Origin of the sequence: Brenneria uluponensis, from assembly GCF_032395385.1 — a bacterium.
In the GTDB taxonomy this organism is placed as follows: domain Bacteria; phylum Pseudomonadota; class Gammaproteobacteria; order Enterobacterales; family Enterobacteriaceae; genus Prodigiosinella; species Prodigiosinella aquatilis.
The window spans coordinates 2,772,996-2,795,978 of the sequence record NZ_CP135917.1 but is presented as its reverse complement, the minus strand read 5'-3'; the positions used below and the strand labels follow the sequence as shown (position 1 = coordinate 2,795,978).

Sequence of the window (22,983 nt, the reverse complement as noted above, 5' to 3'; positions counted from 1 at the left end):
GGCAGTATCTTTCACCTGATGATGCAGATGCACATGGCATTACTTGGCTTTCGGCTCATAGGGCAGGGTGGAAAATTGGAGTGACAGTTGGCGGTAATAACTCACCTGTTCACGAAAATAGCTGCGTAGATGCTCCGGCTGTTGTTGCTCAATCTCCTGAGGAATGACCGGCATATTATAACGCTCTTTGAATGCCACACCGGAAGCGGCCAGATCCACATTTACCTTTTCCATCTCTTCGAATGGAAGTTCCGCCAGATTGTGACTCATACTGATATTCCTCTGTCTATTACAGTTACACATGCCGCGCACAGAAAATAAATCAGTCCCCGACAAATGGCAAGGAGTAGGTAGAATAAGAACACTTACGCTATGTAGGGAAATTAAGCTAAAACAATGGCATTAATTATAACGAACTATGCAGGTAATAATTAATGACCCCAGTGGAAAATGAGTCTGGCAACTTATTGTTTGCACTATTTTTTATACCCCAAATAATTCGAGTTGCAGGAAGGCGGAAAGAGAGTGAATCCCGAGGAGCTTACTCAGGTAAGTGATTCGGGTGAACGAACGCAGTCAACACACCTGCAACTTGAAGTATGACGGGTATATATTTCTATTGGTTAACGTATGCCTATATGCAGTGCTGCCAGACAATACCTGCTATGCCTGTCGCCTTTCAGGGGGTAAGCGAGGGTGGCGACATCGGGTTGATGATCTGTTTTTAATTTTATTATTTCAGTGCATACTGAAAGCAGTACCAGTCACTTGGCCAGTAAAATAAGGGGTTGTCATGTTAAAAAAAGCGATGGTTAATCAGTTGAACGATCAGCTCAACCTGGAGTTTTACTCTGCAAATTTGTATTTGCAGATGAGCGCCTGGTGCGGCGACAAAGGGTTTGAAGGCGCATCCCTATTTTTGAAATCGCAATCGCAGGAAGAAATGCAGCACATGCATCGGCTGTTTAATTATCTGAATGATACCGGCAGTATGCCTGTGCTGGGTACCATTGCGGCGCCACCAGTCGATTTTTCATCGTTGACAGATGTGTTCAAGTTGACATACGAACATGAGCAACTCATTACGGGTAAAATCAACGAACTGGCCCACGCTGCGATGTCGCAGCATGACTATTCCACGTTTAACTTCCTACAGTGGTATGTTTCCGAACAGCATGAAGAAGAAAAACTGTTCAAATCTATTTTGGACAAGCTGGCTATGGTCAACAACACCGAAGGTGGTCTGTTCTTTATCGACCAGGATCTCAAAAAAATGTCGATCGGCACGTCCGCTTCGGCCTGATTTTGTTTAAGCACCGCATAATATTCCTTTCTATTATCAAGGCGTGAGGTGGTTTCAAAAGGAATCGCCCCCCACGCCTAGCCTGATTGCTCTGCCCTTTGACCGGGTCTATTCCGCTGGCTCGACTTCATTGAATACAGCGGCTATGATCCGCCAACAACCGACTGAATTTCAGGCTAATAGCGCTCAGTTATGTACTGTGCTGAAAGCAACACTGCTGCGGAATATCATGATGAAGAAACTACTGTTATCACTTGTTTTAACCACGTTGTCCGGCAACGCATTGGCGGCGGCTCAACTGGTCACTATCAGTAAGCTGGAATACGGTGAACGTTGGGCGTTTACTCGAGAGGAAGTTCAATTAATGTGTCGTGCGGACCACGCATTGTACGTGCTTAATCCCAGTACGCTAATGCAATATCCACTCAATGATACGGCCCAGGTACAGATGCAAACCGGAAAGGTTACGGCGCAATCCATCGATATTATCCGACGGGACGATCCTGAACACCCGGGTCAGAAAAAAAGCCTACAACCCTTTATTGACCGGGCGTTATTACTGTGTCCTTAACATATATCGGTGACTGATGTCGGTTAAATTTTTGGTTTGCGCAAATTGTCACAAAGTGTACATAAAATTCCGTTTTTAAGAACCTTCCTGCGCAACAAACTGGCAAACCAGTGAGGGTTGTCTATGCTTGAACAGTAAGCTAGTACAGATTGAACAATGCCAACTTTTAGCGCACGGCTCTTTCCCTAGAGCCATTTCCCTAGACCGGATACAGGAATCGTATTCGGTCTTTTTTTAATACATTGATTTTAAACGATTTATTTTCATTTGTCCGAAAATGTCCGAAATTTGTCCGAAATTCGATATCCGGCCTAAATTTCTACCCACTCATTTTTGCGGCTATCAAGGTAGACATTGGTCATTTTCATTGACTTGTGCCCAAGCAATTTTTGAGCAAATTCTTTTCCATATTCGGCCTCATAAAGCCGGGACGCGAGACTACGGATCTCATGAAAACTCGGCGGTGATTTCTGATAGGTCAGATCCGTTTCTTTGAGCGCTTTGACGAATGCTTTAGTGATTGAGTCGGCGTTAAGCGCGCCTGGCGTTCTGCCCGATTTCCGACTATTGGAGCTAATCAGATACTCACTCTTACTATCCTCCAAGCAACGCTGAATAACTTCATCTACTGATGTATTCATACTCGCTAATCTCAGTGAAAGTGGTATCGCGATCTGCATTCCTGTTTTTTGCTGTATCACCCAGAGCTTTCCATGGTGGATATCAGATCTTTTTAGCTGACGAATGTCATCGCGACGTTGACCGGTTATCAGCCCGAGCATCATGCTTAAACAGACCCACGTAGGCTGATGTAGTGATGCCTGGTATATTTTGCAAAACGCCTCATGGGTAAGGCGCTCTCGCTGAACTGTCGGGGAGGGTGTTCTGGTTGGTTCTACTGGATTATTACTGATCAGGCCATCAGCGATGGCCTCCCGAAAGGCATCCGAAAGAACAGAGCGTAATCCGGCAGCCATTGAGTCTTTACCTGCGTCAACGTAGCTGTTGATGAATTCCGCAATGTGTTTAGTCGTAATTTTATCAATCGTCATCCTCCCAAGTTTCTTGTCAATATATCCAATCTGAAGTGTGCGCATTCTGAGCGTGTTTTGTGCCAGATCCCTGCGTTTTAGTAATTCGGAATACCGCATCAACCACTTTGATAAAGTCACCACATTGCTGACATTTAACCGCTCCAGCAGTGCCACTGGATGAAAGTTTGATTCAATATAATTGTTCGCCTGGATAGCCTGAGATATAGCATCCCTGCGGGCTATCTGTCCCAACGATATCTCTTCACCGGTGATGGGATTTCTCCAGTAAAAAACCTTACGTGAGCGCCTGTAAGTAAGGTTTCTAGGCAGATTGGCGTCATACTTTTCCGGCCTTTTTGCCATGGAAAATTCTCTCTACTAACGGTGACTGAATTTGTTTTTCCTGAATTAACTTTCGGGCCAGAGAGAAGCTTTTGGGGTTGATGTAAAAGGCTTCTTCATGCACCCGATATTCTCTGCCGTGTTTTTCTGGTGCAGGGTAAATTTTCCCATTTCTCGCCCAGCGCCAGAGTGTTTGCTGGGACGGGACAGGTTGTTCATAATTTCGTTTGGCCCATTCTTCTAGCGTTAATAGTTTGGTCATTGGTCAGTCCTTAATAAAAGGGCATGTCAATGACACGCCCTTATTGTGGTCGTTTGGTGTGTGTAGGGAAGGGGCTTTGATTATTCGAAATGCCAGGTTACCGTTTCGACATTGTGTCCAAAGTTGTAGGATGCTTGCGGTGAAGACATATCTAACTTTTCCATTTCTTGGACAACGGTATTAATTACCGCGATATCTTGCTTAAGTCGGAGAAGATGATATTTCTTACGCCGCAGTAAACTTTCAAGCGCTAATTGTTTTGATGAAAATGCAAAAGAGCGCTCCGCTGATTTCGCCACTTTTTTAATTGAGTGTCGTGCAGTCTTATTTTTCCATGCAGTCAGCCAACGTTCCTTGTCTCGTTCTATGTCATAGATTTTCGCCCAGAAAGCAGGGCATAAAAATGCGTAATGCTCGGTCTGGTGAAATGCGATGTATTGCTGAGAAATTACCTTGATTCCGTCTTCCTCGATCGTTTCAAAATACTTCCAGTAAATAGGATATCCGCAATATCCCTTATCTGATTCTGGGAACGGAACTCCCCATGACTCGCTCATGCTGTGCTCCTTATATTGAAAATAAAAAATCGCTGAGGCGGTTACTCATCGACATGTTCATTGTCATCTGCCTTGGTTATCAGCACAGCTTCCACTGGCAGACACTCATAAGCACGAGGTAACTTCTGCGTCCGGATATCGGCTTCGCAGTTTTGCCAGTCAGGGTAGACCCAGCCTTGTGGCTCGTACTGGCATGGCTGGAACGTGTAACAGACATAAAGAAATAGACCGAACAAGGTGGCCTCCTTCGGTATTATTGAGAAATAGGGGATCACCACATCACTGTCCGGGGTGGTGATATTTAGTGAAGGTATTGTGTGGTTAGTCGTAACCGGGGTAGTACACGTCGTCGGTATCATCCTGATCGAGCACTAACAGGCTGTCACCGTAATAGAGAGCAGCGACCAATTTTTCAAATCGGGTACGGAAGGAAATGATTTTTTTACCCAATATATCGCCGTCACATTTGCCGGAGTAAAGGCTATAGCACGGGTGCCCATCGTGAGTAATCACTTTTTTCTTGTTACCTTCATATTCAACAGCTTCAGATAAATAAAGGTTGTCACTAAACTCAAACGGATGCGTTTTGCGGTTACTACTTGACCAGCTACGCTCTTTATAAGGTTCTTTTTCTAAACCAACCTGGAAACCACCATATTCGCTGTATTTCATAAGGACTTCGGGGCGTTCCCATCCTTCCTGAGCGGCTTCTTCTCTGTGGTCCTCAATGTAAGCGGTCCAGAGGTCGGAAGCGTTAATGAAAGCAGGTATCTGATGATCGCTGATAAACGCAGTGACTTTATCGCGCATCGCTGTGATGAGTTGGTCTGACACAGCCTGATTTTCCCATTGTGCAGCCAGCGTTTTCGCCATCAGCAAGTTATAACGCGGTAGATCAACTATTTCACTGATATTAGCGGGCAGGGCTGATTCCAGCGCCTTCTTGACGGAATCAGGGAATTTTCCCCAACGGAATGTATCTTCGATAGCCTTTTCATACAGTTTAGTTACGTGAACGCGGATCATTTCCGCGTATTCTGGCGATTGCTCAAAGGCGGTACAGTGAGCTGCAATATCAGTCGCCAGGCTGGTGGCGTTTACGGTTACATCATGTGTGGTATTGGTCATTGGTCAGTCCTTGTTTTCACATTTCTTTCACTAGACGCTCTAAAATCACCGCTTTCGACGGCAGTGGTAATTGCTGGGCGAGTTGCCATTGTTTACGTTGAACTTGTGTTTTGTGCAGCAACAGTTTGCGAATATCTCCAATGGGAATACTGGTCTCTTTGGCGATCAGGTTTTCGTTGATGCCCCGGCGATGGAGCAGGTAGACAGATAGCATGATGGGTGCTGAGTAGTATCGTCTGGCACCAATATGTGGTGCTTCCTGCGATTTTGAGTGGCATCGGCCACCAATATGAATAGGTTTGGGTTCGGGCCGATAAGGTGTTTTTTCACGGATAGAGGCCCGTACCCGCATTCGGTAAATGAGAACCTGCAACCAATCGCAGTGGTCATCGACAGGCTTATACAGTACACCTAAGTGCAATTCTTCTTCCATCAGGCGGCCTCGCGGCGTTTTTGGCAGTCGAGTTGCGCCCGAACGGGGCGCAGGGATGATTCCAACACGTCAGCGACGGTTGTGGTGGTTGTCATAATGGGGTTCCTGAAAATACCGCTGGAGCGGGGGGATTAAAAACGCAGTGAGAATGCGCGGATCTTGTCTGCCTGAACAGCTTCAAGCAGCTTCTTGCTGGCGGAGTTGCTGATTTTGACTCCTGATTGAGCCAGGTCGGCGATTAACCCCATAAGCAACTTGTCCATATCTGGCTTGGGTTGCATAACCGCAAGTGTTTCACTGGTGCCTAAAGTATCTGGAAATTTAATCGTACCCGGCGCATATAGTGGTTGCCGTGTTGATTGCATCGACTGCACGGTTTGTTCTGGTATTGCCGCTGCTGCCAACCGTTCCTGTTCCCTCCTTGTCTCTTCAGCCCTTTGCCGATCCTCTTCTGCTTTCTTTTGGTGGGCGATGCGCTGTTCAATCAGTAATTGCAGGTGCTCCCAGTCGTTGCCAACAATGTGATTCAGGTCTGCAAACAGATTCTTATATTCTGGTGGAACGGCATCGAACAATTTAAGGTTTTGCTGGTACTGAGCCGCCAACTGATTAGCTTCGATTTTGGCCCGCGCCAGTTCGTCATTGGCTGCACTTTGCAGTGACGTCAGCGTCTTTTTCCCCTTAATCGCTGCGATGAAGTCGGCGGTGACCACTGGTAATGTAACGACCGCCAATTGGGCATTCAACGCGGTAATATGGTCGGCTAATGCGGCTTTAGCAGCAGTGATAATATCTGCCCGGATCTCATCTTTACGCGATTTCACCAGACGAGTGAGTTCCAGACGTTTGCCACGCATTTCCTCACGCAGTGTATCAATAGTGCGAAACAGCAGGTCGATCTGTTCTGTCTGGGACAGAGCCTGTTGCTTAATCAGATCCAGCTCTTTTTCCGCCTTTTCACAGAACTTGACCGTTTCTTCTGCGTCGGCGAAATCCTGATCGGTGCTTAAATCAGTGTTGATAGCGCGAATAAAGGCCAATGCCTGACCTTGATACACGGCCAGATTGGATTGTTTCACCGTGCCTTCAATCTCAACCAGTAACGCCGGGAGGCGCATAATGGCTTTCCCCTGGGGCAACTCATTGATTACCGGGGCTGAATAGTTCTGCAAATCTTGCTCAAACTGATTCCATCCAGCGATGAGTGATTCGGCCCGGCCTGCAACCGGTTGGTAGTCCATCCAGACCAGGTTGTCTGGTGTGCCGTCTGATACGGTAAAAATGACATGACCAGCACCGCTGACCAATAGCTGCTGTTCAAGTTGCCAATAGTATTCAGCGGGTAACGCTTTGTTACGTACATGCTCAGCCAGCGACGTATTCCACATTTTGTGTTCAAACAGCGTATCTTCCATCATGGTGATGCCGTCGAACGATGCCAGCAAACGGCCATCGTCATCAATACCGGTAGCGGGGAAGAGTTCATCATTGATCAGCTCTTCGATGATGGAGCGGGCGGAATTTTCCTGCTCATGGCCTTTATCAAACAGATTTTTCTGTACCCAATCACTGATCTCGCGTTCGGTGCCGGTGGCTTTCATCGCCAGCAGTTCGTCGCGGCGCATTTTAGTCGAGGCCGCCATCATCACAGGGGCTTCGCTGGCGGTGAAATATTTGGCACGCAGTGCGTGCCAATCGGGTGTGCCCTGTTGGACATTAATGATTTGCATTGATTGGCTCCAGATCGCGAATGGCGTTGAGTTGTTGTTCACTTAAGGTGTATTTGCTGCCGGCAGTGGCGATGATTTGCTGTGCTGATTTTTTGCCGCTTTCCATTAATTGCTGCCATTTTTTTAGATTGGTAGCGAAGAGATCATCCGGGTAAACGGTAACTTTTGAACTGGTGGTGGGCTGGTTAGGTTTGTTTTCCATGACCGTGTTCCATGTGGCCTCACCATCACGTATTGCGCCATAAAGCCCGCGAAGATTAACCAACTCAGTGGGAGAGCAGCTTTCAAGCGAATGGCCCAAATACTCGGTTAAATCGGATACCTTCACCCCGATACCAGCAAAACCGTCAGCGATCCGTTTGCGTTCTGCATCAGGATCCCTTGCCGCTGCATCCAGACGTACCGCCTTAATTATCTCCTCGGCTTCGTCCTGCATATCGCCGGGAATGATACGCAGACCAAGTGTTCGAATGGCTTTAGATATTTGGGCGCCACGTTTATTGAGTAAATCGTCATCATTAGCTGGAATGGTGTAGGCGTCTTTCCCATAGCTGTTTTTGCGCACTGATATGTAAGAGCCGTCATCCATTGGCTTAGAGCGCTCGACTGTTTTTGATACTCGCACGTCTAACGGATAAGTGAGGTTTGATTCCAGGTCGGTGACGGATACCCGATGAACCTCTTTCGTTTCGTCCTCAAAAATCATGGAAGTTTCGATCAGCACATTTTTCATGCAACGCAGTGCGACTTCAACAAAGCGGATACCCAAACCTTCCACTCCATTTCCTATGGGTTTGCGGTAGTAGGCGCTTTTGTTATTAGCAAAACTGGGGCGGCGGCACTCACGCATCAGATCTTGCCGTACTTGATCCCAATTTCGTGGGCGTTGTAATGCCATCACATAACGCGCTTCAACCATTGCCTTGGCTTGTGCCGCTACGGCTGTTGATGCTGTCTCCTGTACTGCCAGTGTGCTATTGGTGCCGCCAAACTCTTGGCGGACAGACAATGCGTTTTGAGGTTCGGGGTAATTCATGGTGAAAGTGTCCCTATATGTAGATCGTGGCTTATTCGCTGATACGGACGACTGAGGCGTTGAGCCTCGCAGCCGGACGATTAAGAAAATAATGCCAGAGTGGAAAATGCAGCGACCACGATGGCGATAACGAATATCAGACCGTGTTCTTGCTGTGGATGGTGGTGAATATTGTGGCTGCCAAGACGGTAATGATGTTGGATGCGTTTAATTGAGTCGGTTTGCATGGTATTCTCCATAGCGATCGGGGTTGGTCCCCCGATCAGCTGCTAATGACCTTCGTGGTCATTGGTCAGTCCTTAAGATTTTGCGGTTTGGTCGCCGCATTATCGGGATAGCCCCAGCTTCGGCTGGGGCTTTTCTCTTTCTGTGCTAGTCGAATGGGCTGCGCAACTCAGCATTGCCGCAGCATCCAGCTCCATGGCACGTTCGGCCTTTGCCACCCGCATGAAAATCTCTTCCTGAACGTCATCAAGATAACTATCCATCGCGAGGGATTCGGCTATCGCCGATGCTGGTAGGTGATCACTGCCTGCTGATGAACAATTTTTAACGATAGTTTTTAACCTCGTACTCATGCGGTGGAAGCGGCGCTTGAATGCTATACGTTTCTCCAACTGCGCTTGCTCGTCTGGGCTGGCAGCTAAAACACGCTCATAGGCTTCCAGTCGTTCTTCTAACATCCGTTGATAGTTGAATTCACTCATGCGTTATCTCTCTGTGAATGGGTTTACAAATGCGCCCGGCTTGCGGACGCATGGCATAAAACCACTGTTTAAGACTGTTTTTCATCAATGCGCTGATACGGGAAGCGATCGGTGTGGGGCTTGATGTGTTGATAGAAATGGGAGCCGACAGATTTCGCGCCGGAAAATGCCGCAAAAGTATCAGCACTAACGTTGCTGTAGTGGTAGAGGGTACCGGGTACGTTATTGCGACCGTTAAAGCGGATCGCCAGCGTATTGGTCGCCGGGTCGTGGCCGATGCTGTGGATCTGGGATGATGAGACGGGGGTCATCGTGATGGTCATTGGTCGGTCCTTGGTTTTGGGTATAAAAAAGGCCACCCGAAGGTGGCCAGTGGGTATGCCCTGGTGAGGCGTAAAATTCGCTTTTCAGGCGAAAAAAAAGCCCACAGAAGTGAGCTTGAGGGTTATCAGTAAATGCCACGGGGAATGGTGCTGCTACCCCGCAATTTTTGCCGTCCTACTGCTGTAAAACCGGCGTAATGGTCGCTGTCGGGTTCCTGCTTCTTGCCGGTTTTGCGGATCGGCGGCAAGTCTGGCATCGGTTTACAGCGCACGGTGGTCAGGAGGGCTTTACCCACACGGTCGCTTTTACGCCTGGCGATGCGCTGGATCTTTTCCCTGTTCTGCCTGGTCATGGCAGTACGGCGTTTCTGGTGTGATTTGGTCATTGATCAGTCCTTATCGTTCGGTTCGTGCCGGGATTATTTACCCACGCCCGGCCGTGCTATCCTTGCTGTCACCACAACAAGTAAGGATTTTGATATGGAAGGTTCTTTTAACGGTCAGTGCCCGCTGTGCGGGATTGCTACCAAGTACAACTTTGCTGACCACCAAAACGTCAAACAGTATTCGTGCTACAAGTGCAAAACTATTCAGATCAGCCTACATGCTGAGCGCTTATTAGCTGGTATTCCGAGTATCCGTGCAGCGCTTGCGGAAAGGGCAGGCGCAATGGAAGGTCACGAGGCTATGGATATATCAGTTGATGATCAAAATGCCCTTGATAGCAAAGTGATAGACAAAACCAACTTGCTCAAATGATCACCAAACACAGCGGGCTGGACTATTTCATTGCTCGTTTTTTATGCCTCTTGATTTGCTCTGGCGTTGATTTGCCAGAAGACGAGTGAAATATCACCATATCTCTTTCGTAACGTCGGCGGCTACGTGTGTCCCATTTGCCAACGCCGTTTACTTTGATTTTCCACGACGCCCGAAGTTTTTTTTTAACTTGCCATTTGTGCCGCGCCGCTCCTCATTTTGCTGCTCTTCATGTTTGAACCTAAATTCCGGTGGCAGTGGTGACGGTAGAAACCCGCCTTCCCAGGCTCCGCCCAAAATGGTCAGGTGAGTGCCGTTAGGATCTTCATAAATTTCTGGAGAGGTATGTCCCGCTTCCTGATTTTGGATCATGTCTGCATAGCGATGGAGTGTTTGCGCCAGTAGAGGCGTGAACATCCTGTCACCAATCACATCGTTTTCTGCGTAGATCACCGCGATTCGTTTCATCCGTATATCTCCTGATTCGTCACCGCTGCATCCTCGTAAAGACGCACTGGTGATAAGCATGATTAGCCGTAGCCGTCACACCGGTACATGCAGACCGTTGGTATGTGTAACTTAACCTGACTGTTAAAGAGCGTTCCCGTCTGGGATGGATTAAAGGTATAACTATACCGGTATTTTTTCAATGTTATTTTCGGTAAAGTTTCGGTATTTTTTGTTTGTTGTTGATTTACTGGAAAAATTTTTTTGAATTGAGATCTAAGGCTGGAGGAGTGTTTAGTTGTAAAGAGATAACAGAATGGCGATAAATCCTAAAAGAATAACGATGGAAAACGAGTGATTAATGATGAAGTCGCTTGTTTTTTTACTTACACTGATGAACATCCCCCCTATCGGAAATGCTATGATAGCAATGACTCCACCTACAAATATTGACCAGAAAAACATGAATCCAGCATTAACAACAAGCCTAAATAGACTAGCATCAGGTTCTTTATCATATATTATAAATAAAATCACAATGTAATAAGCGATGCTTACTTTTTTAATGTTTTCTGTTTTGATGTCGCCTTTTTTCATGATCTAATTATTCCGGTACTGAATTTATGACCGAGTCAATCATTATTTTCATGGCAAGCTCCATAGTTTCCTTTTTGGGTTCTTTCTGAAAAAGTGATTGCGATATATCTTGATTAAAAGGTAATAAGTATTGTAATGGGTAATGCCGTATTTGTGATAATACTTCACTACTGTCTATTTTTACCTTTGATGATTTTCCAAGATATTCGGTTATGTATGTGTATAGATACCAATCTGATTCTCTCATGGTATCGCGCTTCATCTTTATCTTAGCTGCCGAGATAGACCGATCAAGAATATCAATCTTCTTGTAACCATTCCATTCTGGCATTGACATCATTTCAGAATAATATTTTTTCGCTAACTCAGTTTCTTCATTGCTAACAGTGGTCTTATTGTTACTAACAACAGCTTGTCCCCGGATCTCTGGGGTTCTTTTCGTAACGGCCTTATGTTGTTCTGAGTATGTAAGTAGAGATGTTGTTATTATGACTATAATCCATAGCCGAATGATAGAATTTCCTTGTTCTTTATTTTTTCTCGATATAAAGACTGATAATACAAGACCAACCAACCCCACGGAAAGATACGGTATAAATTTAGCAATCAAAATATTTAATGATATTGTTCCTTTTAACGCTTCACCGGCCATCATGGCTATGAATGAAATCAAAACAGTGTGAGTCAACAAATTTATATATGGGGTTATTATTTTATTCTTGTCCATAACCAAATCCTTTTAGTCATTTCAAACTGGTTTTACATGACAAATAACTGTTCCTATTAATTCACATTCACCATTAACTTTTAAAAATCTTGCTTCAGGGGGATAATCAGGATTCAAAGCTTTAAGGTAATGCTTCCCATCCATTACCTGCAACTGCTTGAAGGTGGCTTCAAAGTTGCCATTAAGTCGAGCAATCACATATTTTCCGCTTGGTGGATCAATTAACTCAGGGTCAACATAAATAATGTCTCCTGGCTCAAATCTCGGTAACATTGATTCGCCTTCAATTTTCAGAGCAAATGAATTTTCACTGCACTTCACTGGGCAAGGGTAGTATAAATAATCTTCTCTTGGGAGAAGGGTTACTTCCGTAAATGAACCTGCTTGTATCCAACTAATCAATGGAACTTCCCTTGTCAAAACTTCTACTGGTGTTGCGTTATCTATCACAAGATCAGAAACCACCAGTTCCTTATCACCCTTACCGGAAACAAGCCAGTTTGGGTTCACTTTTAAAGCCTTAGCGAGTGAAAAAAGATTATCAGCTCGGGGCTTTTGTGTAGCACCAAGCTCGATTTTGCTTATAGCCATTCGTGTTATCCCCGCCTTGTCTGCAAGTGTTTCTTGAGTCATGCCGAGTTCTTCACGTCGCGCTAGCAAGCGCTCACCAAGAGTTTCATATTTATTCATAGGTATAAAAGTAACTCAACTTCAATAAACTTTGCTACCGGTATAATTTCGGTATATATTTGCAATATCGGTATAGTTATACCTTTTCAATGAGTGAAAAGACCATGGAAAACAGTGTTAAGGCGACTCGGCTTAAGGAACGTATAGATGCCGCTGAGAAAGTAATCAGGCATTTTAATAGTCCTTATCAGGCGGCAGCCGCCCTTGAATGTTCTTATGAAGCAATAAAAACCTATCGGAAGAGAGGGTTACCAGAAAAGGTCGCCTTACTCTGCCATATATCTACAGACATTCCATATATTTACAACCCTGCCGACTACGGGCGTAACCCCGAAAACCTAAACCTGGTTCTGACCAAACCAGAAAAACAGTAAAACTAAGGACTGACCAATGACCACCATACATCAACTTGCCGGGCCAACGGCAGGGGCTGCGATCGGTTCTAGCGTTCGCAAAGATCTACTTTCCCGCAAGAAAGTCGGCAAGGTTGGTTTGCCGTTCCATATTTTGCGAGAGAACCAGATCAAAACTCGCTGGACCGAAAGTGAAGCAACAACCATCAAAAGTGTTGCCGAAGCCATGTCATCCAATCCCGCCGTTGAAACCAACACCGCTGCGATCCGCGGCTTTCTGGCGATGTTTGAAGAGTCCCCGGAAATGCTGGCGCACGTTCAATCTGAGCTAAATGCGGCTGGGTTACCCATTCCTGATTGGCTGTTGCCATTACTGGGAGGAACACCGCGATGAAACAGAAAATGAGCACTACAGAGTCTATTGATCTGATAGCCAGCATTGTTGGTGAACAGCTGGATATTACCGGGGATAAAACCCGGAGTTTGGCAATCTCAGGGGCTTTGTCCGGTATAACTCGAGTGTTTTATTCCCGCCAGCAATGCTCTTTGAAAATCCAAAAGAGGGACGGCAATGTCAGAAGAAGTCAAAACCATTGACCGGTATTTTCGGGATCAGCGCGGCGTGGTGGTTCATGTCACTGGCTAACAAGCAGATCATTTTTATGCGTACCGGGTATGAGCATCCATGCAGCCAACCGCTGTGGAAATTTAAAAAATATTATACGGAGGTCAAATGAGCAGTAAGTTACTCGGCCACGTATGGGAAGCGTGTGCCGTCTCCGGCATTAAGGGAACAAAGCTCATGATAATGGCGCGACTGGCGGATTATTCAAACGATGAAGGCATAAGTTACCCAAGCGTAGAAACAATAGCCAGACAACTTGGCGCAGGCGAAAGCACCATCCGTGGCGCTATGTCAGAGCTGGAGGAGGCTGGGTGGTTATACCGTGAAGGACGTCGTAAAGGTAATCGCAACACTTCAAATTTGTATTACCTGAATGCCGAACGACTGGAAGAAATCGCGTTGCAAGAAATTGCCAAGGTGAAAGCCGCCAGACTAGCTAAACGGATGTCAATTTCTCACCCTCCAGAATCTGACGGTTCAAAATCTGACCCTCTGAAATCTGGAGGTTCAAGTTGTTTTCACCCACCAGAATCTGGAGGTTCAGACCGTTTTCACCCTCCAGAATCTGGAGGCGATCCACAAGTAAATTCAAAACATGATCCACAAGTAAATTCAAAACATGATCCACAAGTAAATTCAAAACAGGATCCACAAATTACGTCCGTGCGTAAAACCGCGCTGAAATCACCTCTGGATGATTTTGATTTCTCGTCATTCCCGGCAATGCCCAGTGATCAGGTCTGGCGTGATTACGTAAAACACCGAAGAGCCAAACGAGCGCCGATTACGCAAACCGTGGTGAATATCCTTGGTCAGGAACTGACGAAGGCAGCCGTTCATGCGGGATGGGCAGTCGATCAGGCATTGGGTGAAGCGATGGCGGCGGGGTGGCAGGGGCTTAAATTCGAATGGCTGGAGAATCGAAACTCGCCTAATCGAAATTCGGTACCGCTCAACCGTCAGGAAGCGTTGGAAGCCAGAAACACGCAGGTTTTCGATGAATGGCTGGAGGAAGAGGCTCAGGCACTGGCCAATCGGAGGAATTCAGATGGTAACCACTGATGAATCCACCGAACTGGCGATGATGCGGGAATTCGCCGAACTGATGAAAGCGACGCTTTCGGTGTATGGCAAAGACTCATCCAAACCGGTGATCCGCTTGTACTGGAACGCGGTTGGATCATTCGATATTTCCCTGATTCGCCGGGCATTAAGCCAGTGGATTACTGATCCGGAGCAAGGGAGATTTGCCCCCAAACCTGCCGATATCATCCGTAACATTCAGGGCATCATGGGCCGCCCATCGTGGATCAGCGCCAATGAGGCATGGGCCATTGCACTCCCGGCACAGGATGAAGCCAACACGGTTGTCTGGACCGCTGAGATTGCACAGGCATGGAGTATCGCCAGCCCGATTTTTACTGATGGCGATCATGTCGGCGCACGGATGGCGTTCATCGCTGCTTATGACCGGCTGATAGCGGCGGCTCAGGCGTTGGGAGCACTACCTGAATGGAAAGTTTCTGAAGGCTGGAACAAAGGGGCTGTGTCCGGCGCAGTTCAGAACGCGGTTAATACCGGGCTGCTGCCCGCACCAGTCGCGGATAAGTATTTGTCGCCTCCCGACAGACTTTCTCCGCCAAAGATAAAGCCGGACAAGCGAGAACAGATGCTGGAAAAAATACAGGCGTTTTCCGGGTATTTGCTAGATCGGAAAACACACCGGGAAGCACAAAGGCAACAGGAATGGGAGGAACGAAAAGCGCAACTCAACAAGGCATTAGAAACACGGTATCACACTGAACTACGCCAGGCTATTGACCACAGTACGGCGGATGAAAACCAATTTAAGGACTGACCAATGAGTATTAATTTCAAAAATGCACTGATCTATCGCCTGTCTCGCCCTTTGAATCTGGACGATCTGGAACAGCAACTGGCAGCGTTTGTGTTCACGCCATGTGGGCGCCACGATAGCGCGAAAACCGGCTGGATCTCGCCGATGGGTGAGGGTGAGGCATTATCTCGCCACGTTACCGGGCAAATTCTTCTCACGTTACAGCGTGAAGAGAAAATCCTGCCTGCGCCAGTCGTTAAACGCGAGCTGGCGACGAAAGTGGAAAAGCTGGAAGCCGAACAACGCCGCAAGCTGAAGAAAACCGAGAAAGATGCGCTGAAAGACGAGGTGATCCAGACGCTGCTACCGCGTGCGTTCAGTAAATACCATATCACCCAGCTTTGGGTTAACGCAGGGGCCGGGTTGATCATTGTTGATGCGGCCAGCGCCAAGAAAGCGGAAGACGCACTGGCCTTACTGCGTAAAACTCTCGGTTCGCTGCCGGTTGTGCCGCTGACGTTGGAAACCCCGATTGAACTGACGTTAACCGAGTGGGTGCGTTCCGGCAATGCGCCGGCTGATTTCGCATTACAGGACGAAGCAGAGCTGAAAGCGGTGCTGGAAGAGGACGGCATCCTGCGCAGTAAGCATCAGGATCTGACCAGTGACGAAATTACCAACCATATCCGTGCGGGCAAGCTGGTGACCAAACTGTCGCTGGACTGGCAGGAGCGGATCTCTTTTGTTCTGAGTGACGACGGTAGTCTGAAAAAGTTGAAATTCAGTGATGCGCTGTTCGAGCAGAATGATGATATCGACCACGATGATTACGCCCTGCGTTTTGATGCTGATTTTGTAGTGCTGACAGGAGAGTTTGCGGCATTGATCAGTGCGCTGGTTGATGCTCTGGGCGGAGAAACCCGCAAAGTACAGGCAGAACCTGATGGTGATACGCTGGACAACGATCCGCTGTTAAACGATGCGGCCACTTTCCTTTCCGGCAAAACTGAGGCGTCCATTTCCCAGCTACAACGCCACTTTCGGATTGGTTACAACCGTGCGGCCAGGTTGATTGAAGTTCTGGAGAACAAAGGCGTGATCGCGGCACCTGCACATAACGGTATTCGTAAGGTGTTGGCTGCGGAGGTTGCAGTATGACCGCTATCAAACACCCCGCTATCCGTTATCACGGTGCCAAATTCCGCCTGGCGCCATGGATTATTGAACTGATGCCAGTGCATACGTGTTATGTAGAACCGTTCGGCGGTGCGGCTGGTGTACTCCTACAAAAGCCGCGTAGCTATGCAGAGGTGTACAACGATCTTGATAGCGATGTTGTGAATTTTTTCCGTGTACTGCGCGATCTGGATCTTAACCGTCAACTGCGGGATGCCTGTTTGCTGACACCGTATTCCCGTGAGGAATTTACAAAAGCATACGAGTATTGCGACGAACCGGTAGAGCGTGCTCGTCGGATGGTGATAAGGGCGACCATGGGGTTTGGGAGCGGTGGCGCTGCTGCTAGAACGGGATTCCGTGGAGATACCAAGCGGAAATATGCCACTGCCGCTGATTTATGGGCCCGTTACCCAGATAATTTGGCCGCTCTTTGTCAGCGCCTGCAGGGCGTGATTATAGAGAATAAGGACGCGTTGGAGATAATGCGCGCTCATGACGTGCCTACAACTTTGCATTACATCGATCCGCCATATCTGCCAGAGGTTAGATCATGGCGTGGCGGCACCTATCGCCATGAAATGAATATAGAAGGGCATGAGCAACTATTAGCCGTTGCTAATACGTTGCAAGGCATGGTGATGATCAGCGGCTACGACAGCGAATTCTATAACGATTATCTGAAAGGTTGGAAAAAGCAGACTAAAAAGGCGCGTATAAGCGGTGGTCGTGGTACGACATTACGCATGGAATGCCTGTGGTTCAGCCCGTCATGTGAAGCGAAGGAGTGTGCTGTATGACTAACTTCTCCGATAGTGAATATGCTCAGGTGTTGTCCGCTCAAAAGCAGGGAAATGACCACAAACTTAAAGATATCGGTGACCAGTGGCGCACGCCAGACGCCCTTTTTTGGGGTATCAATGCGATGTTCGGGCCGTTGGTGCTGGATCTGTTCACGGACGGTGAAAACAGCAAATGTCCTGATTTCTACACCGCAGACTCCAACGCTCTGGCGCAGGATTGGTCAGTGCGGCTGAGTGAACTCAATGGCGCAGCATTTGCCAATCCACCCTACAGCACGGCAAAAATGCATGAGGGTGAATACATCACCGGTATGCGTCACATCATGGCCCATGCCGCAGAAATGCGGGAGCGGGGCGGGCGGTATGTATTCCTCATCAAGTCGGCAACGTCCGAAGTCTGGTGGCCGGAACATGCTGATCACGTCGCATTCATTCGTGGTCGTATAGGATTTGAGGTTCCTACCTGGTTCAAACCCAAAGATGCCTCTCAGGTTGCCAGCAGTGCAGGGTTTGGCGCAGCAATCGCCGTTTTTGATAAGACATGGAACGGCCCGGCGATTAGCTACATTCAGCGTGAGAAACTGATGTCGAACGGGGAAGCGTTTCTGGTGCAGATTCGCAGGGAGGCAGGGCGCTTGTCAGGGGAGGTTGCCGCATGACAACTACAACGCGCACAAAATCCACGAAGAAGCATAAAACCGAAGCATTAGGTGTGCTGCTACCTGGTGGCGCCATCAAATACTGCACCGACCATGATCGTGAAGTAATGAAAGGGGTGCCAATCGGCACTCCAATCTCTCTTACGCCAGTTGGCGACCGGCGCAATATCAAACATCACCGCAAATTCTGGAAATTGCTCGAGCTGGGCTTTGCGTATTGGGAACCGGCGTGGTCGTTTGTCAGTAGATCAGAATCATGGATTGCGCACCGGGTTGCCAAGAAGTTTGCGCTAATGGCCGACGATCTATCGCTTTACAACAACATCACAAAAGGAATTGCTGCCGAAACGTTGGACGAAGTTGCAGATGAGCGCCGACGTCGGTTTGATGCTGAAGCTGTTAAGACCAAGGATGCCTATTTAAACCACGTCATGATTAAAGCCGGATTTTACGATCTGGCACCTAACCCAGATGGCGGCACACTAAAACAGCGCTGGAGCATTGCGTTTGTCAACATGGGCCAGGAGAAGTTCGACAAGGTTTATCACGGCGTATTTGGCGTGATCTGGAACGAGACATTGAGCCAATATTTTTCTGATGAATACGAAATGGAAAACGCAGTTAATCAGTTGATGAATTTTTGAGGACTGACCAATGAGCGACAATACGGATTTTCCTGACGACAGCAATAATGTGCTCCAATTCACTAAACACTTTGATAGTAATGCCGATATCAAAGAAATGCGTAATTTCGTTGAAGCGCCGAAGCCCGAAAGACGAACCTGTCGACATGAACAGGTTATGGTTTCCGAGCATGAGCGTCAGGTGATGTGCCGTCTATGCGGCGCAATACTGGAGCCGTTTGATCACATGCTGGCTCTGGCAAAGCAAGAAACAAAGGTTGAATGGGAACTGCGTTCGCTAAGGCTGGAAATTAAATCGCATCGTGAAGGATTGGAAAAGCTGAAACGCGAGGAAGCGAACTGTAAAGGCCGTGTGCGAAATGCGCAGAACCGGCTCAGCGAGATTAATGGGCAGATTCATTCGGCGAACCAGGAACTGCAATTTGTACTGAAGCGGGTAGGTGATATTAAGTTGATGAGGGAAAAGAATGTTTAAGTCACCTGCATACCGTTCAAAAATGTTACGTGAGTCTGCCCGTGGGCAGGTTTGCACGCTTCAGATCCCAGGCATCTGCAATAGCAATCCGGAAACGACGGTATTGTGCCATTTACCCAGCCCTACACACGGTATGGGATATAAAGGCGATGACTTCTGGGCTGTATACGGCTGTTCGTCTTGTCATGATGTTATTGATGGACGAGTACCGTATGACTGGCGACCGGGAGAGAAGGAAGAGGCGTTGCTTCAGGCGCTGTATTTAACAATAAAAAATGGGTCACAGGCTTATTGATATAAATTAGAAGCCTAAGTATTTAAGGAAAAAGGGAAGATGGCAGCACACACTACGGTAGTTATTGATTGGCGCGGACCATATATTTATTCAGACATAGAGAATAATCCTGAGTGGGATAATGGTCTTTATCTTGCAACAGGGAAAAGAAAATATGAAAGGGAGGCGACAATTCAGTATTGTGGAATTACAGAAGGTAGCTATTTAAGAAGGTTTAAATCTCACCATAAAGTGTTTGAAGTGACAAAGGAACAGGAGTTCTGGCTAGGTTCTATCGTTTACCCTGTTGAGGCATCAAGACATTTTCTTGAGATTGCGGAGGCCATAATCATTTATTTCTGGCAACCAGAACTTAACGAAAAGAGAAGGTCTTACCCACCTAATCCTATAACATTGGTTAGTAAATGGTTTAAAAAAGATGGTTCGCCAAGATTGAGGCAACATCCTATGTGTAAAGAACTCAGTGATGTTATTTCCTGGGATGGTGAACTATGGAGAAGTGGAAACCTTCGAGTTTGGGAGGAGTGAGTTGTATCCCGCTCGTTTTGTCATGATGTGATTGATGGGCAAGTGTCACATGACTGGTGAGCAGGAGAGGAAGAAAACTCTTTTACATACCTTTTATTAGATATTTGTAATTTCTGAAAATTATGATCTAACTAATTGTAAGTTATGATTTATTGGGATATAGAAGAGAAAAACTTTATTTGTGAGGTGCAAAATGGAAGATGAGAGTACCTTCAGAATTAAATTTGCTTTCTACCACCCTAATTGGAAGTTTGATCCTGATTCACTACTTGAACTGAAAACTCACGGAAAGAGAGTATTACCCAGTGAATTTACAGTAGATATGAGTCATCATATTTTTTGCCCAGAATGTTCCACTCCTTTATCAAGACGACCTCAAAATAAAGACAGAGCAACTGACGGGAGAAATCCTAGCTTTGCCCACTTACCCTCTTTTTCTCATATACACTGTAACCTTCGCACAAAAACAGCCAAGGGTAAAAAATATAACTCAGAAGAAGAAGTTAAAAAGGCAATTGCAAATGATCAACTTGCAATAGTTGAGTCATTTATGAAGGAAAGGCCTGAACTTCCAGAAGGCGTGGGCGGTGATTACGATCAAAATCATATTGAAGACATGGATGGAAAGGAAAGTGACGTTCCTATTGGGCGTCACCGTGGAGAAAGTTTCAAGTTACCCTCAAAAATAACCACAGTTGCAGGTATATGTCGTAATTTTGATAAAAATTATTATAAGTATTATGTGTTGCCTGATGAAAAAAACGCAGAAAGATTAGATAGATTGTTGACAGATATAAATATCGTCAAAGACATTGTAAATGTGCCAAAGCTCTATTATGGAAAGATACTAAGTAGCTTTAGTCAACCATGGGATTCTTCAATAAGAATGACAAGACTTTCTTGGGCTAACAGTGGTGAATATAAGGATTTTTATTTTAAGCAAAATAATAAAGACTCTCGTGATAAAGGTATAGATGATAATAGCCGAGGGCGAATTTTATTAATGTACGGAATTGTAACTGTCAATGGGCTTGGTCTTTGCGTAGGGCACGTTGGCTGGGGTGAATTTGCACTGTTACCAGAAAAATATAATTATCTTTTTGATTAGACATTAGATTGATAGATGAATGATAAATCAACTCGAAGCTATAAATTTAATCGGCACCAAAGCCAAGCTTGAAACCCGCAACGGTAAGGTGTGCAAAGTCTATCACCAGGCTGAACTGGAAGAGCAAGCGGCGTTGATTGAGTGGGCAGATAAGACCATGATTGATAGCATTTGCATCGGGGATTATCTGATACATATTCCGAACGAGGGTAAGCGCGGGCCGAAAGCAGCGAAAAATGCAAAACGGCTTGGTGTTCGTGCTGGTGGGCCGGATCTGTTTCTGGCACTTCCTCGCGGCAAATACGCTGGCTTGTGGATTGAGATGAAAGCGAAGGACGGTAAGCTGACAAAACAGCAAGAACGATGGATTAATCGTCTGGAGTCTGCTGGGCATCGTGCGGTTTGCTGTTTTGGATTTGATCAGGCAGTTAATGGGATACAAAGATTTGTTGGGGAAGGAATACGTCACAATGATTAAAAAAATACCTTTGAAAGTTGTTTATGCATTGATTGCACTAGTAATCGTATATGTTTTATACATATTGATGCCAGTATTAAGAGGATATGCATTTGCTTATGCATCATGCAAGCGCCCGTACATCATCCAGCGCGATTATTCCAAAGAAGTAGTGAGTGATGACACGATTTTCCGTGATGTTTGGGCGAACGGAGAAGAGCAGACAAAGTATGATGTCTGCATACGCAGTTACATGCACAGGTATGGATTGAAATGATCTCGCCTTGACAACGCCGCGCTAGCTATCACATACTCCGCACAGGTGCTCAAAACACCTTACATCGAAAGCGGACACCGCACCCGAAAGTTATGCGGATTTCTTGTGCCTGAATTTTGAATCTATGGCCGGGCGTGTGGCTAATACAACACCCGCAAGGGGAATACGCCCGCCGACTTTCGACGGTTTTGAGCGCCCGGTCACCCTCTCAAAAGGGGTAAATTCAAAATATCGAAAGGTGCAAAGCTATGACTACATCCTTATCCTTCAACGATCACCAATTCAACGTTGTAACTCGCAATAACCAACTTTGGCTTACTGCCGCCGATATTACCCGTGCGTTGGGATATCAGACATCGGATTCAGTTAGCCGTATCTATGCGCGTAACAGTAACGAGTTTTCCCCGCAGATGACCTTGATCGTCAAATTGACCGTCAAGGGGTTCGGCAACGGAAACAGCGAAAAAGATGTGCGCATCTTCTCACTGCGCGGCGCCCACCTGATCGCCATGTTCGCCCGCACACCGGTAGCCAAAGAGTTTCGCCGCTGGGTGCTGGATGTGTTGGATCGAGAAGTTGAAAAAGCTCACCAGTTAACCAGCGACCAGTCTGCTAACCACAGTCCCTCAGTTAACTTCCCCGTAAGTAATACGGATAACGAATACCGTTATCTGGTTCAGATGTTCATTTATGACACCGTATTTGGCGGTTGCGTAGAAATGAAAGGCAAGGGGAATACATTTAAGTCTATAGCTAACGGTATTGCTTCGGATCTCGGCTATCGTCCGACAGGGTTTGTTGAAGGGGCGGTGAACCGGGATAAGTTGGTTAGGGTTTAGTTGTTCTAATCGGCGCATCAACTCTATAATTGATGCGCTAAGATAGTTTTACTGTATGAAATTTATATTATTTTTTTCTAACATTCCTTAATATGATGTCTGATTTGAGAATTTTAAGAAAAAGATAACGTTTCAAACAACTACAGGAAAGAGATAATCGCCATCTATTTTTAATGATGAGTTCAATTAACAATATAAACGGAAGAAGTAAGATAAGTGGAATTGCAACAATGAATTTAAAAAGTCCTATCGCCATCTCAT

The 22,983-nt window shown here is 46.5% G+C and carries 37 protein-coding genes and 1 pseudogene; 21 read left to right on the top strand and 17 right to left on the bottom strand.

The genetic code is table 11. The features are described from left to right. Positions 1-39: 39 nt before the first annotated feature. On the bottom strand, positions 40-270 hold the full coding sequence (locus RS889_RS13080; RefSeq protein WP_315707590.1) for a DNA polymerase III subunit theta: 231 nt from the start codon (positions 268-270) through the stop codon (positions 40-42). Positions 271-793: 523 nt separating this feature from the next. On the opposite strand from RS889_RS13080, the gene ftnA reads away from it, so the two are divergent. Together ftnA and RS889_RS13070 are read left to right on the top strand one after the other, a co-directional pair. After that, the gene (gene ftnA / locus RS889_RS13075) at positions 794-1,303 is read left to right on the top strand and encodes a non-heme ferritin (RefSeq protein ID WP_315707589.1); all 510 of its coding nucleotides are present in this window, start codon (positions 794-796) and stop codon (positions 1,301-1,303) included. A gap of 232 nt (positions 1,304-1,535) precedes the next feature. Further along, entirely contained in the window at positions 1,536-1,874 is a 339-nt protein-coding gene (locus tag RS889_RS13070; protein WP_315711046.1) for a YebY family protein, read from the top strand. A 311-nt stretch (positions 1,875-2,185) separates the two neighbouring features. Here RS889_RS13070 and RS889_RS13065 read toward each other — a convergent pair whose 3' ends face one another. The 12 genes from RS889_RS13065 to RS889_RS13010 all read right to left on the bottom strand — a co-directional run bounded on the left by RS889_RS13065 (position 2,186) and on the right by RS889_RS13010 (position 9,812). Next, a complete protein-coding gene (locus RS889_RS13065) occupies positions 2,186-3,271 on the bottom strand; it encodes a site-specific integrase (protein WP_315707588.1) in 1,086 nt (361 codons plus the stop codon). Then, a complete protein-coding gene (locus RS889_RS13060; RefSeq protein WP_315707587.1) occupies positions 3,246-3,512 on the bottom strand; it encodes an excisionase in 267 nt (88 codons plus the stop codon). Before RS889_RS13060 ends, RS889_RS13065 begins: the two co-directional genes overlap by 26 nt. Positions 3,513-3,592: 80 nt before the next feature. Then, positions 3,593-4,069: a hypothetical protein gene (locus RS889_RS13055; protein WP_315707586.1), complete on the bottom strand. Its 477-nt coding sequence runs from the start codon at positions 4,067-4,069 to the stop codon at positions 3,593-3,595. A gap of 41 nt (positions 4,070-4,110) precedes the next feature. Next, the gene (locus RS889_RS13050; RefSeq protein WP_315707585.1) at positions 4,111-4,305 is read right to left on the bottom strand and encodes a hypothetical protein; all 195 of its coding nucleotides are present in this window, start codon (positions 4,303-4,305) and stop codon (positions 4,111-4,113) included. Positions 4,306-4,390: 85 nt separating this feature from the next. Next, complete coding sequence (locus RS889_RS13045) at positions 4,391-5,197, bottom strand: hypothetical protein (RefSeq protein WP_315707584.1); 807 nt, start codon at positions 5,195-5,197, stop codon at positions 4,391-4,393. 16 nt (positions 5,198-5,213) lie between these two features. After that, positions 5,214-5,630, bottom strand: coding sequence for a hypothetical protein (locus RS889_RS13040; RefSeq protein WP_315707583.1), 417 nt, complete (start codon positions 5,628-5,630; stop codon positions 5,214-5,216). Positions 5,631-5,761: 131 nt separating this feature from the next. Continuing rightward, complete coding sequence (locus tag RS889_RS13035) at positions 5,762-7,360, bottom strand: YqaJ viral recombinase family protein (RefSeq protein ID WP_315707582.1); 1,599 nt, start codon at positions 7,358-7,360, stop codon at positions 5,762-5,764. Beyond that, the gene (locus RS889_RS13030; RefSeq protein ID WP_315707581.1) at positions 7,347-8,396 is read right to left on the bottom strand and encodes a hypothetical protein; all 1,050 of its coding nucleotides are present in this window, start codon (positions 8,394-8,396) and stop codon (positions 7,347-7,349) included. The genes RS889_RS13035 and RS889_RS13030 overlap by 14 nt, the downstream gene beginning before the upstream one ends. Before the next feature lie 80 nt (positions 8,397-8,476). Beyond that, entirely contained in the window at positions 8,477-8,623 is a 147-nt protein-coding gene (locus RS889_RS13025; RefSeq protein WP_315707580.1) for a hypothetical protein, read from the bottom strand. Positions 8,624-8,722: 99 nt separating this feature from the next. Next, positions 8,723-9,103: a hypothetical protein gene (locus tag RS889_RS13020; RefSeq protein WP_315707579.1), complete on the bottom strand. Its 381-nt coding sequence runs from the start codon at positions 9,101-9,103 to the stop codon at positions 8,723-8,725. 68 nt (positions 9,104-9,171) lie between these two features. Beyond that, positions 9,172-9,426 carry a KTSC domain-containing protein gene (locus RS889_RS13015; protein ID WP_315707578.1) on the bottom strand — a complete coding sequence of 85 codons (255 nt, stop codon included), beginning with the start codon at positions 9,424-9,426 and terminating at the stop codon, positions 9,172-9,174. 125 nt (positions 9,427-9,551) lie between these two features. Beyond that, positions 9,552-9,812, bottom strand: a complete 261-nt coding sequence (locus RS889_RS13010; protein ID WP_315707577.1) for a hypothetical protein — start codon at positions 9,810-9,812, stop codon at positions 9,552-9,554. A gap of 94 nt (positions 9,813-9,906) precedes the next feature. On the opposite strand from RS889_RS13010, the gene RS889_RS13005 reads away from it, so the two are divergent. After that, positions 9,907-10,185, top strand: coding sequence for a hypothetical protein (locus RS889_RS13005; RefSeq protein ID WP_315707576.1), 279 nt, complete (start codon positions 9,907-9,909; stop codon positions 10,183-10,185). Between the two features lie 150 nt (positions 10,186-10,335). On the opposite strand, the gene RS889_RS13000 is transcribed toward RS889_RS13005, so the two are convergent. The 4 genes from RS889_RS13000 to RS889_RS12985 all read right to left on the bottom strand — a co-directional run bounded on the left by RS889_RS13000 (position 10,336) and on the right by RS889_RS12985 (position 12,646). Then, positions 10,336-10,653, bottom strand: coding sequence for a hypothetical protein (locus tag RS889_RS13000; RefSeq protein ID WP_315707575.1), 318 nt, complete (start codon positions 10,651-10,653; stop codon positions 10,336-10,338). A gap of 273 nt (positions 10,654-10,926) precedes the next feature. Next, complete coding sequence (locus RS889_RS12995) at positions 10,927-11,229, bottom strand: hypothetical protein (RefSeq protein WP_315707574.1); 303 nt, start codon at positions 11,227-11,229, stop codon at positions 10,927-10,929. Between the two features lie 7 nt (positions 11,230-11,236). Then, on the bottom strand, positions 11,237-11,956 hold the full coding sequence (locus RS889_RS12990) for a hypothetical protein (protein ID WP_315707573.1): 720 nt from the start codon (positions 11,954-11,956) through the stop codon (positions 11,237-11,239). Between the two features lie 21 nt (positions 11,957-11,977). Continuing rightward, positions 11,978-12,646, bottom strand: coding sequence for a LexA family protein (locus RS889_RS12985; RefSeq protein WP_315707572.1), 669 nt, complete (start codon positions 12,644-12,646; stop codon positions 11,978-11,980). A 104-nt stretch (positions 12,647-12,750) separates the two neighbouring features. Between RS889_RS12985 and RS889_RS12980 the strand changes: the two genes are divergently transcribed. The 18 genes and pseudogenes from RS889_RS12980 (at position 12,751) to RS889_RS12895 (ending at position 22,722) form a co-directional block, all read left to right on the top strand. Next, positions 12,751-13,020: a hypothetical protein gene (locus RS889_RS12980; protein WP_315707571.1), complete on the top strand. Its 270-nt coding sequence runs from the start codon at positions 12,751-12,753 to the stop codon at positions 13,018-13,020. Between the two features lie 16 nt (positions 13,021-13,036). Next, complete coding sequence (locus RS889_RS12975) at positions 13,037-13,393, top strand: hypothetical protein (RefSeq protein WP_315707570.1); 357 nt, start codon at positions 13,037-13,039, stop codon at positions 13,391-13,393. Then, positions 13,390-13,596, top strand: coding sequence for a hypothetical protein (locus tag RS889_RS12970; RefSeq protein WP_315707569.1), 207 nt, complete (start codon positions 13,390-13,392; stop codon positions 13,594-13,596). The genes RS889_RS12975 and RS889_RS12970 overlap by 4 nt, the downstream gene beginning before the upstream one ends. Continuing rightward, complete coding sequence (locus RS889_RS23815; RefSeq protein ID WP_315707568.1) at positions 13,539-13,736, top strand: DUF4222 domain-containing protein; 198 nt, start codon at positions 13,539-13,541, stop codon at positions 13,734-13,736. The genes RS889_RS12970 and RS889_RS23815 overlap by 58 nt, the downstream gene beginning before the upstream one ends. Next, complete coding sequence (locus RS889_RS12960) at positions 13,733-14,686, top strand: helix-turn-helix domain-containing protein (protein WP_315707567.1); 954 nt, start codon at positions 13,733-13,735, stop codon at positions 14,684-14,686. The genes RS889_RS23815 and RS889_RS12960 overlap by 4 nt, the downstream gene beginning before the upstream one ends. Beyond that, a complete protein-coding gene (locus tag RS889_RS12955; protein ID WP_315707566.1) occupies positions 14,673-15,482 on the top strand; it encodes a hypothetical protein in 810 nt (269 codons plus the stop codon). The genes RS889_RS12960 and RS889_RS12955 overlap by 14 nt, the downstream gene beginning before the upstream one ends. 3 nt (positions 15,483-15,485) lie before the next feature. Beyond that, positions 15,486-16,385 (top strand): annotated as a pseudogene (gene rdgC / locus RS889_RS12950) (recombination-associated protein RdgC); the annotation flags it as partial. Further along, positions 16,368-16,619 (top strand): DNA translocase FtsK, encoded by a 252-nt coding sequence (locus tag RS889_RS12945; protein WP_315711045.1) that lies wholly within the window; start codon positions 16,368-16,370, stop codon positions 16,617-16,619. The pseudogene rdgC and the gene RS889_RS12945, both read left to right, overlap by 18 nt. After that, positions 16,616-17,437, top strand: coding sequence for a DNA adenine methylase (locus RS889_RS12940; protein ID WP_315707565.1), 822 nt, complete (start codon positions 16,616-16,618; stop codon positions 17,435-17,437). The genes RS889_RS12945 and RS889_RS12940 overlap by 4 nt, the downstream gene beginning before the upstream one ends. Further along, positions 17,434-18,099, top strand: coding sequence for a phage N-6-adenine-methyltransferase (locus tag RS889_RS12935; RefSeq protein WP_315707564.1), 666 nt, complete (start codon positions 17,434-17,436; stop codon positions 18,097-18,099). Before RS889_RS12940 ends, RS889_RS12935 begins: the two co-directional genes overlap by 4 nt. Next, a complete protein-coding gene (locus RS889_RS12930) occupies positions 18,096-18,743 on the top strand; it encodes a DUF1367 family protein (protein WP_315707563.1) in 648 nt (215 codons plus the stop codon). Before RS889_RS12935 ends, RS889_RS12930 begins: the two co-directional genes overlap by 4 nt. 10 nt (positions 18,744-18,753) lie before the next feature. Continuing rightward, on the top strand, positions 18,754-19,218 hold the full coding sequence (locus tag RS889_RS12925) for a hypothetical protein (protein WP_315707562.1): 465 nt from the start codon (positions 18,754-18,756) through the stop codon (positions 19,216-19,218). Beyond that, a complete protein-coding gene (locus tag RS889_RS12920) occupies positions 19,211-19,513 on the top strand; it encodes a DUF1364 domain-containing protein (RefSeq protein ID WP_315707561.1) in 303 nt (100 codons plus the stop codon). The genes RS889_RS12925 and RS889_RS12920 overlap by 8 nt, the downstream gene beginning before the upstream one ends. 39 nt (positions 19,514-19,552) lie before the next feature. Beyond that, the gene (locus tag RS889_RS12915; protein WP_315707560.1) at positions 19,553-20,041 is read left to right on the top strand and encodes a hypothetical protein; all 489 of its coding nucleotides are present in this window, start codon (positions 19,553-19,555) and stop codon (positions 20,039-20,041) included. A gap of 193 nt (positions 20,042-20,234) precedes the next feature. Further along, on the top strand, positions 20,235-21,149 hold the full coding sequence (locus tag RS889_RS12910; RefSeq protein WP_315707559.1) for a hypothetical protein: 915 nt from the start codon (positions 20,235-20,237) through the stop codon (positions 21,147-21,149). A gap of 19 nt (positions 21,150-21,168) precedes the next feature. Then, a complete protein-coding gene (locus tag RS889_RS12905) occupies positions 21,169-21,627 on the top strand; it encodes a VRR-NUC domain-containing protein (protein ID WP_315707558.1) in 459 nt (152 codons plus the stop codon). After that, positions 21,620-21,883, top strand: a complete 264-nt coding sequence (locus tag RS889_RS12900) for a hypothetical protein (RefSeq protein WP_315707557.1) — start codon at positions 21,620-21,622, stop codon at positions 21,881-21,883. The genes RS889_RS12905 and RS889_RS12900 overlap by 8 nt, the downstream gene beginning before the upstream one ends. 248 nt (positions 21,884-22,131) lie before the next feature. Then, entirely contained in the window at positions 22,132-22,722 is a 591-nt protein-coding gene (locus tag RS889_RS12895) for a BRO-N domain-containing protein (RefSeq protein ID WP_315707556.1), read from the top strand. The last annotated feature ends 261 nt before the right edge of the window (positions 22,723-22,983 follow it).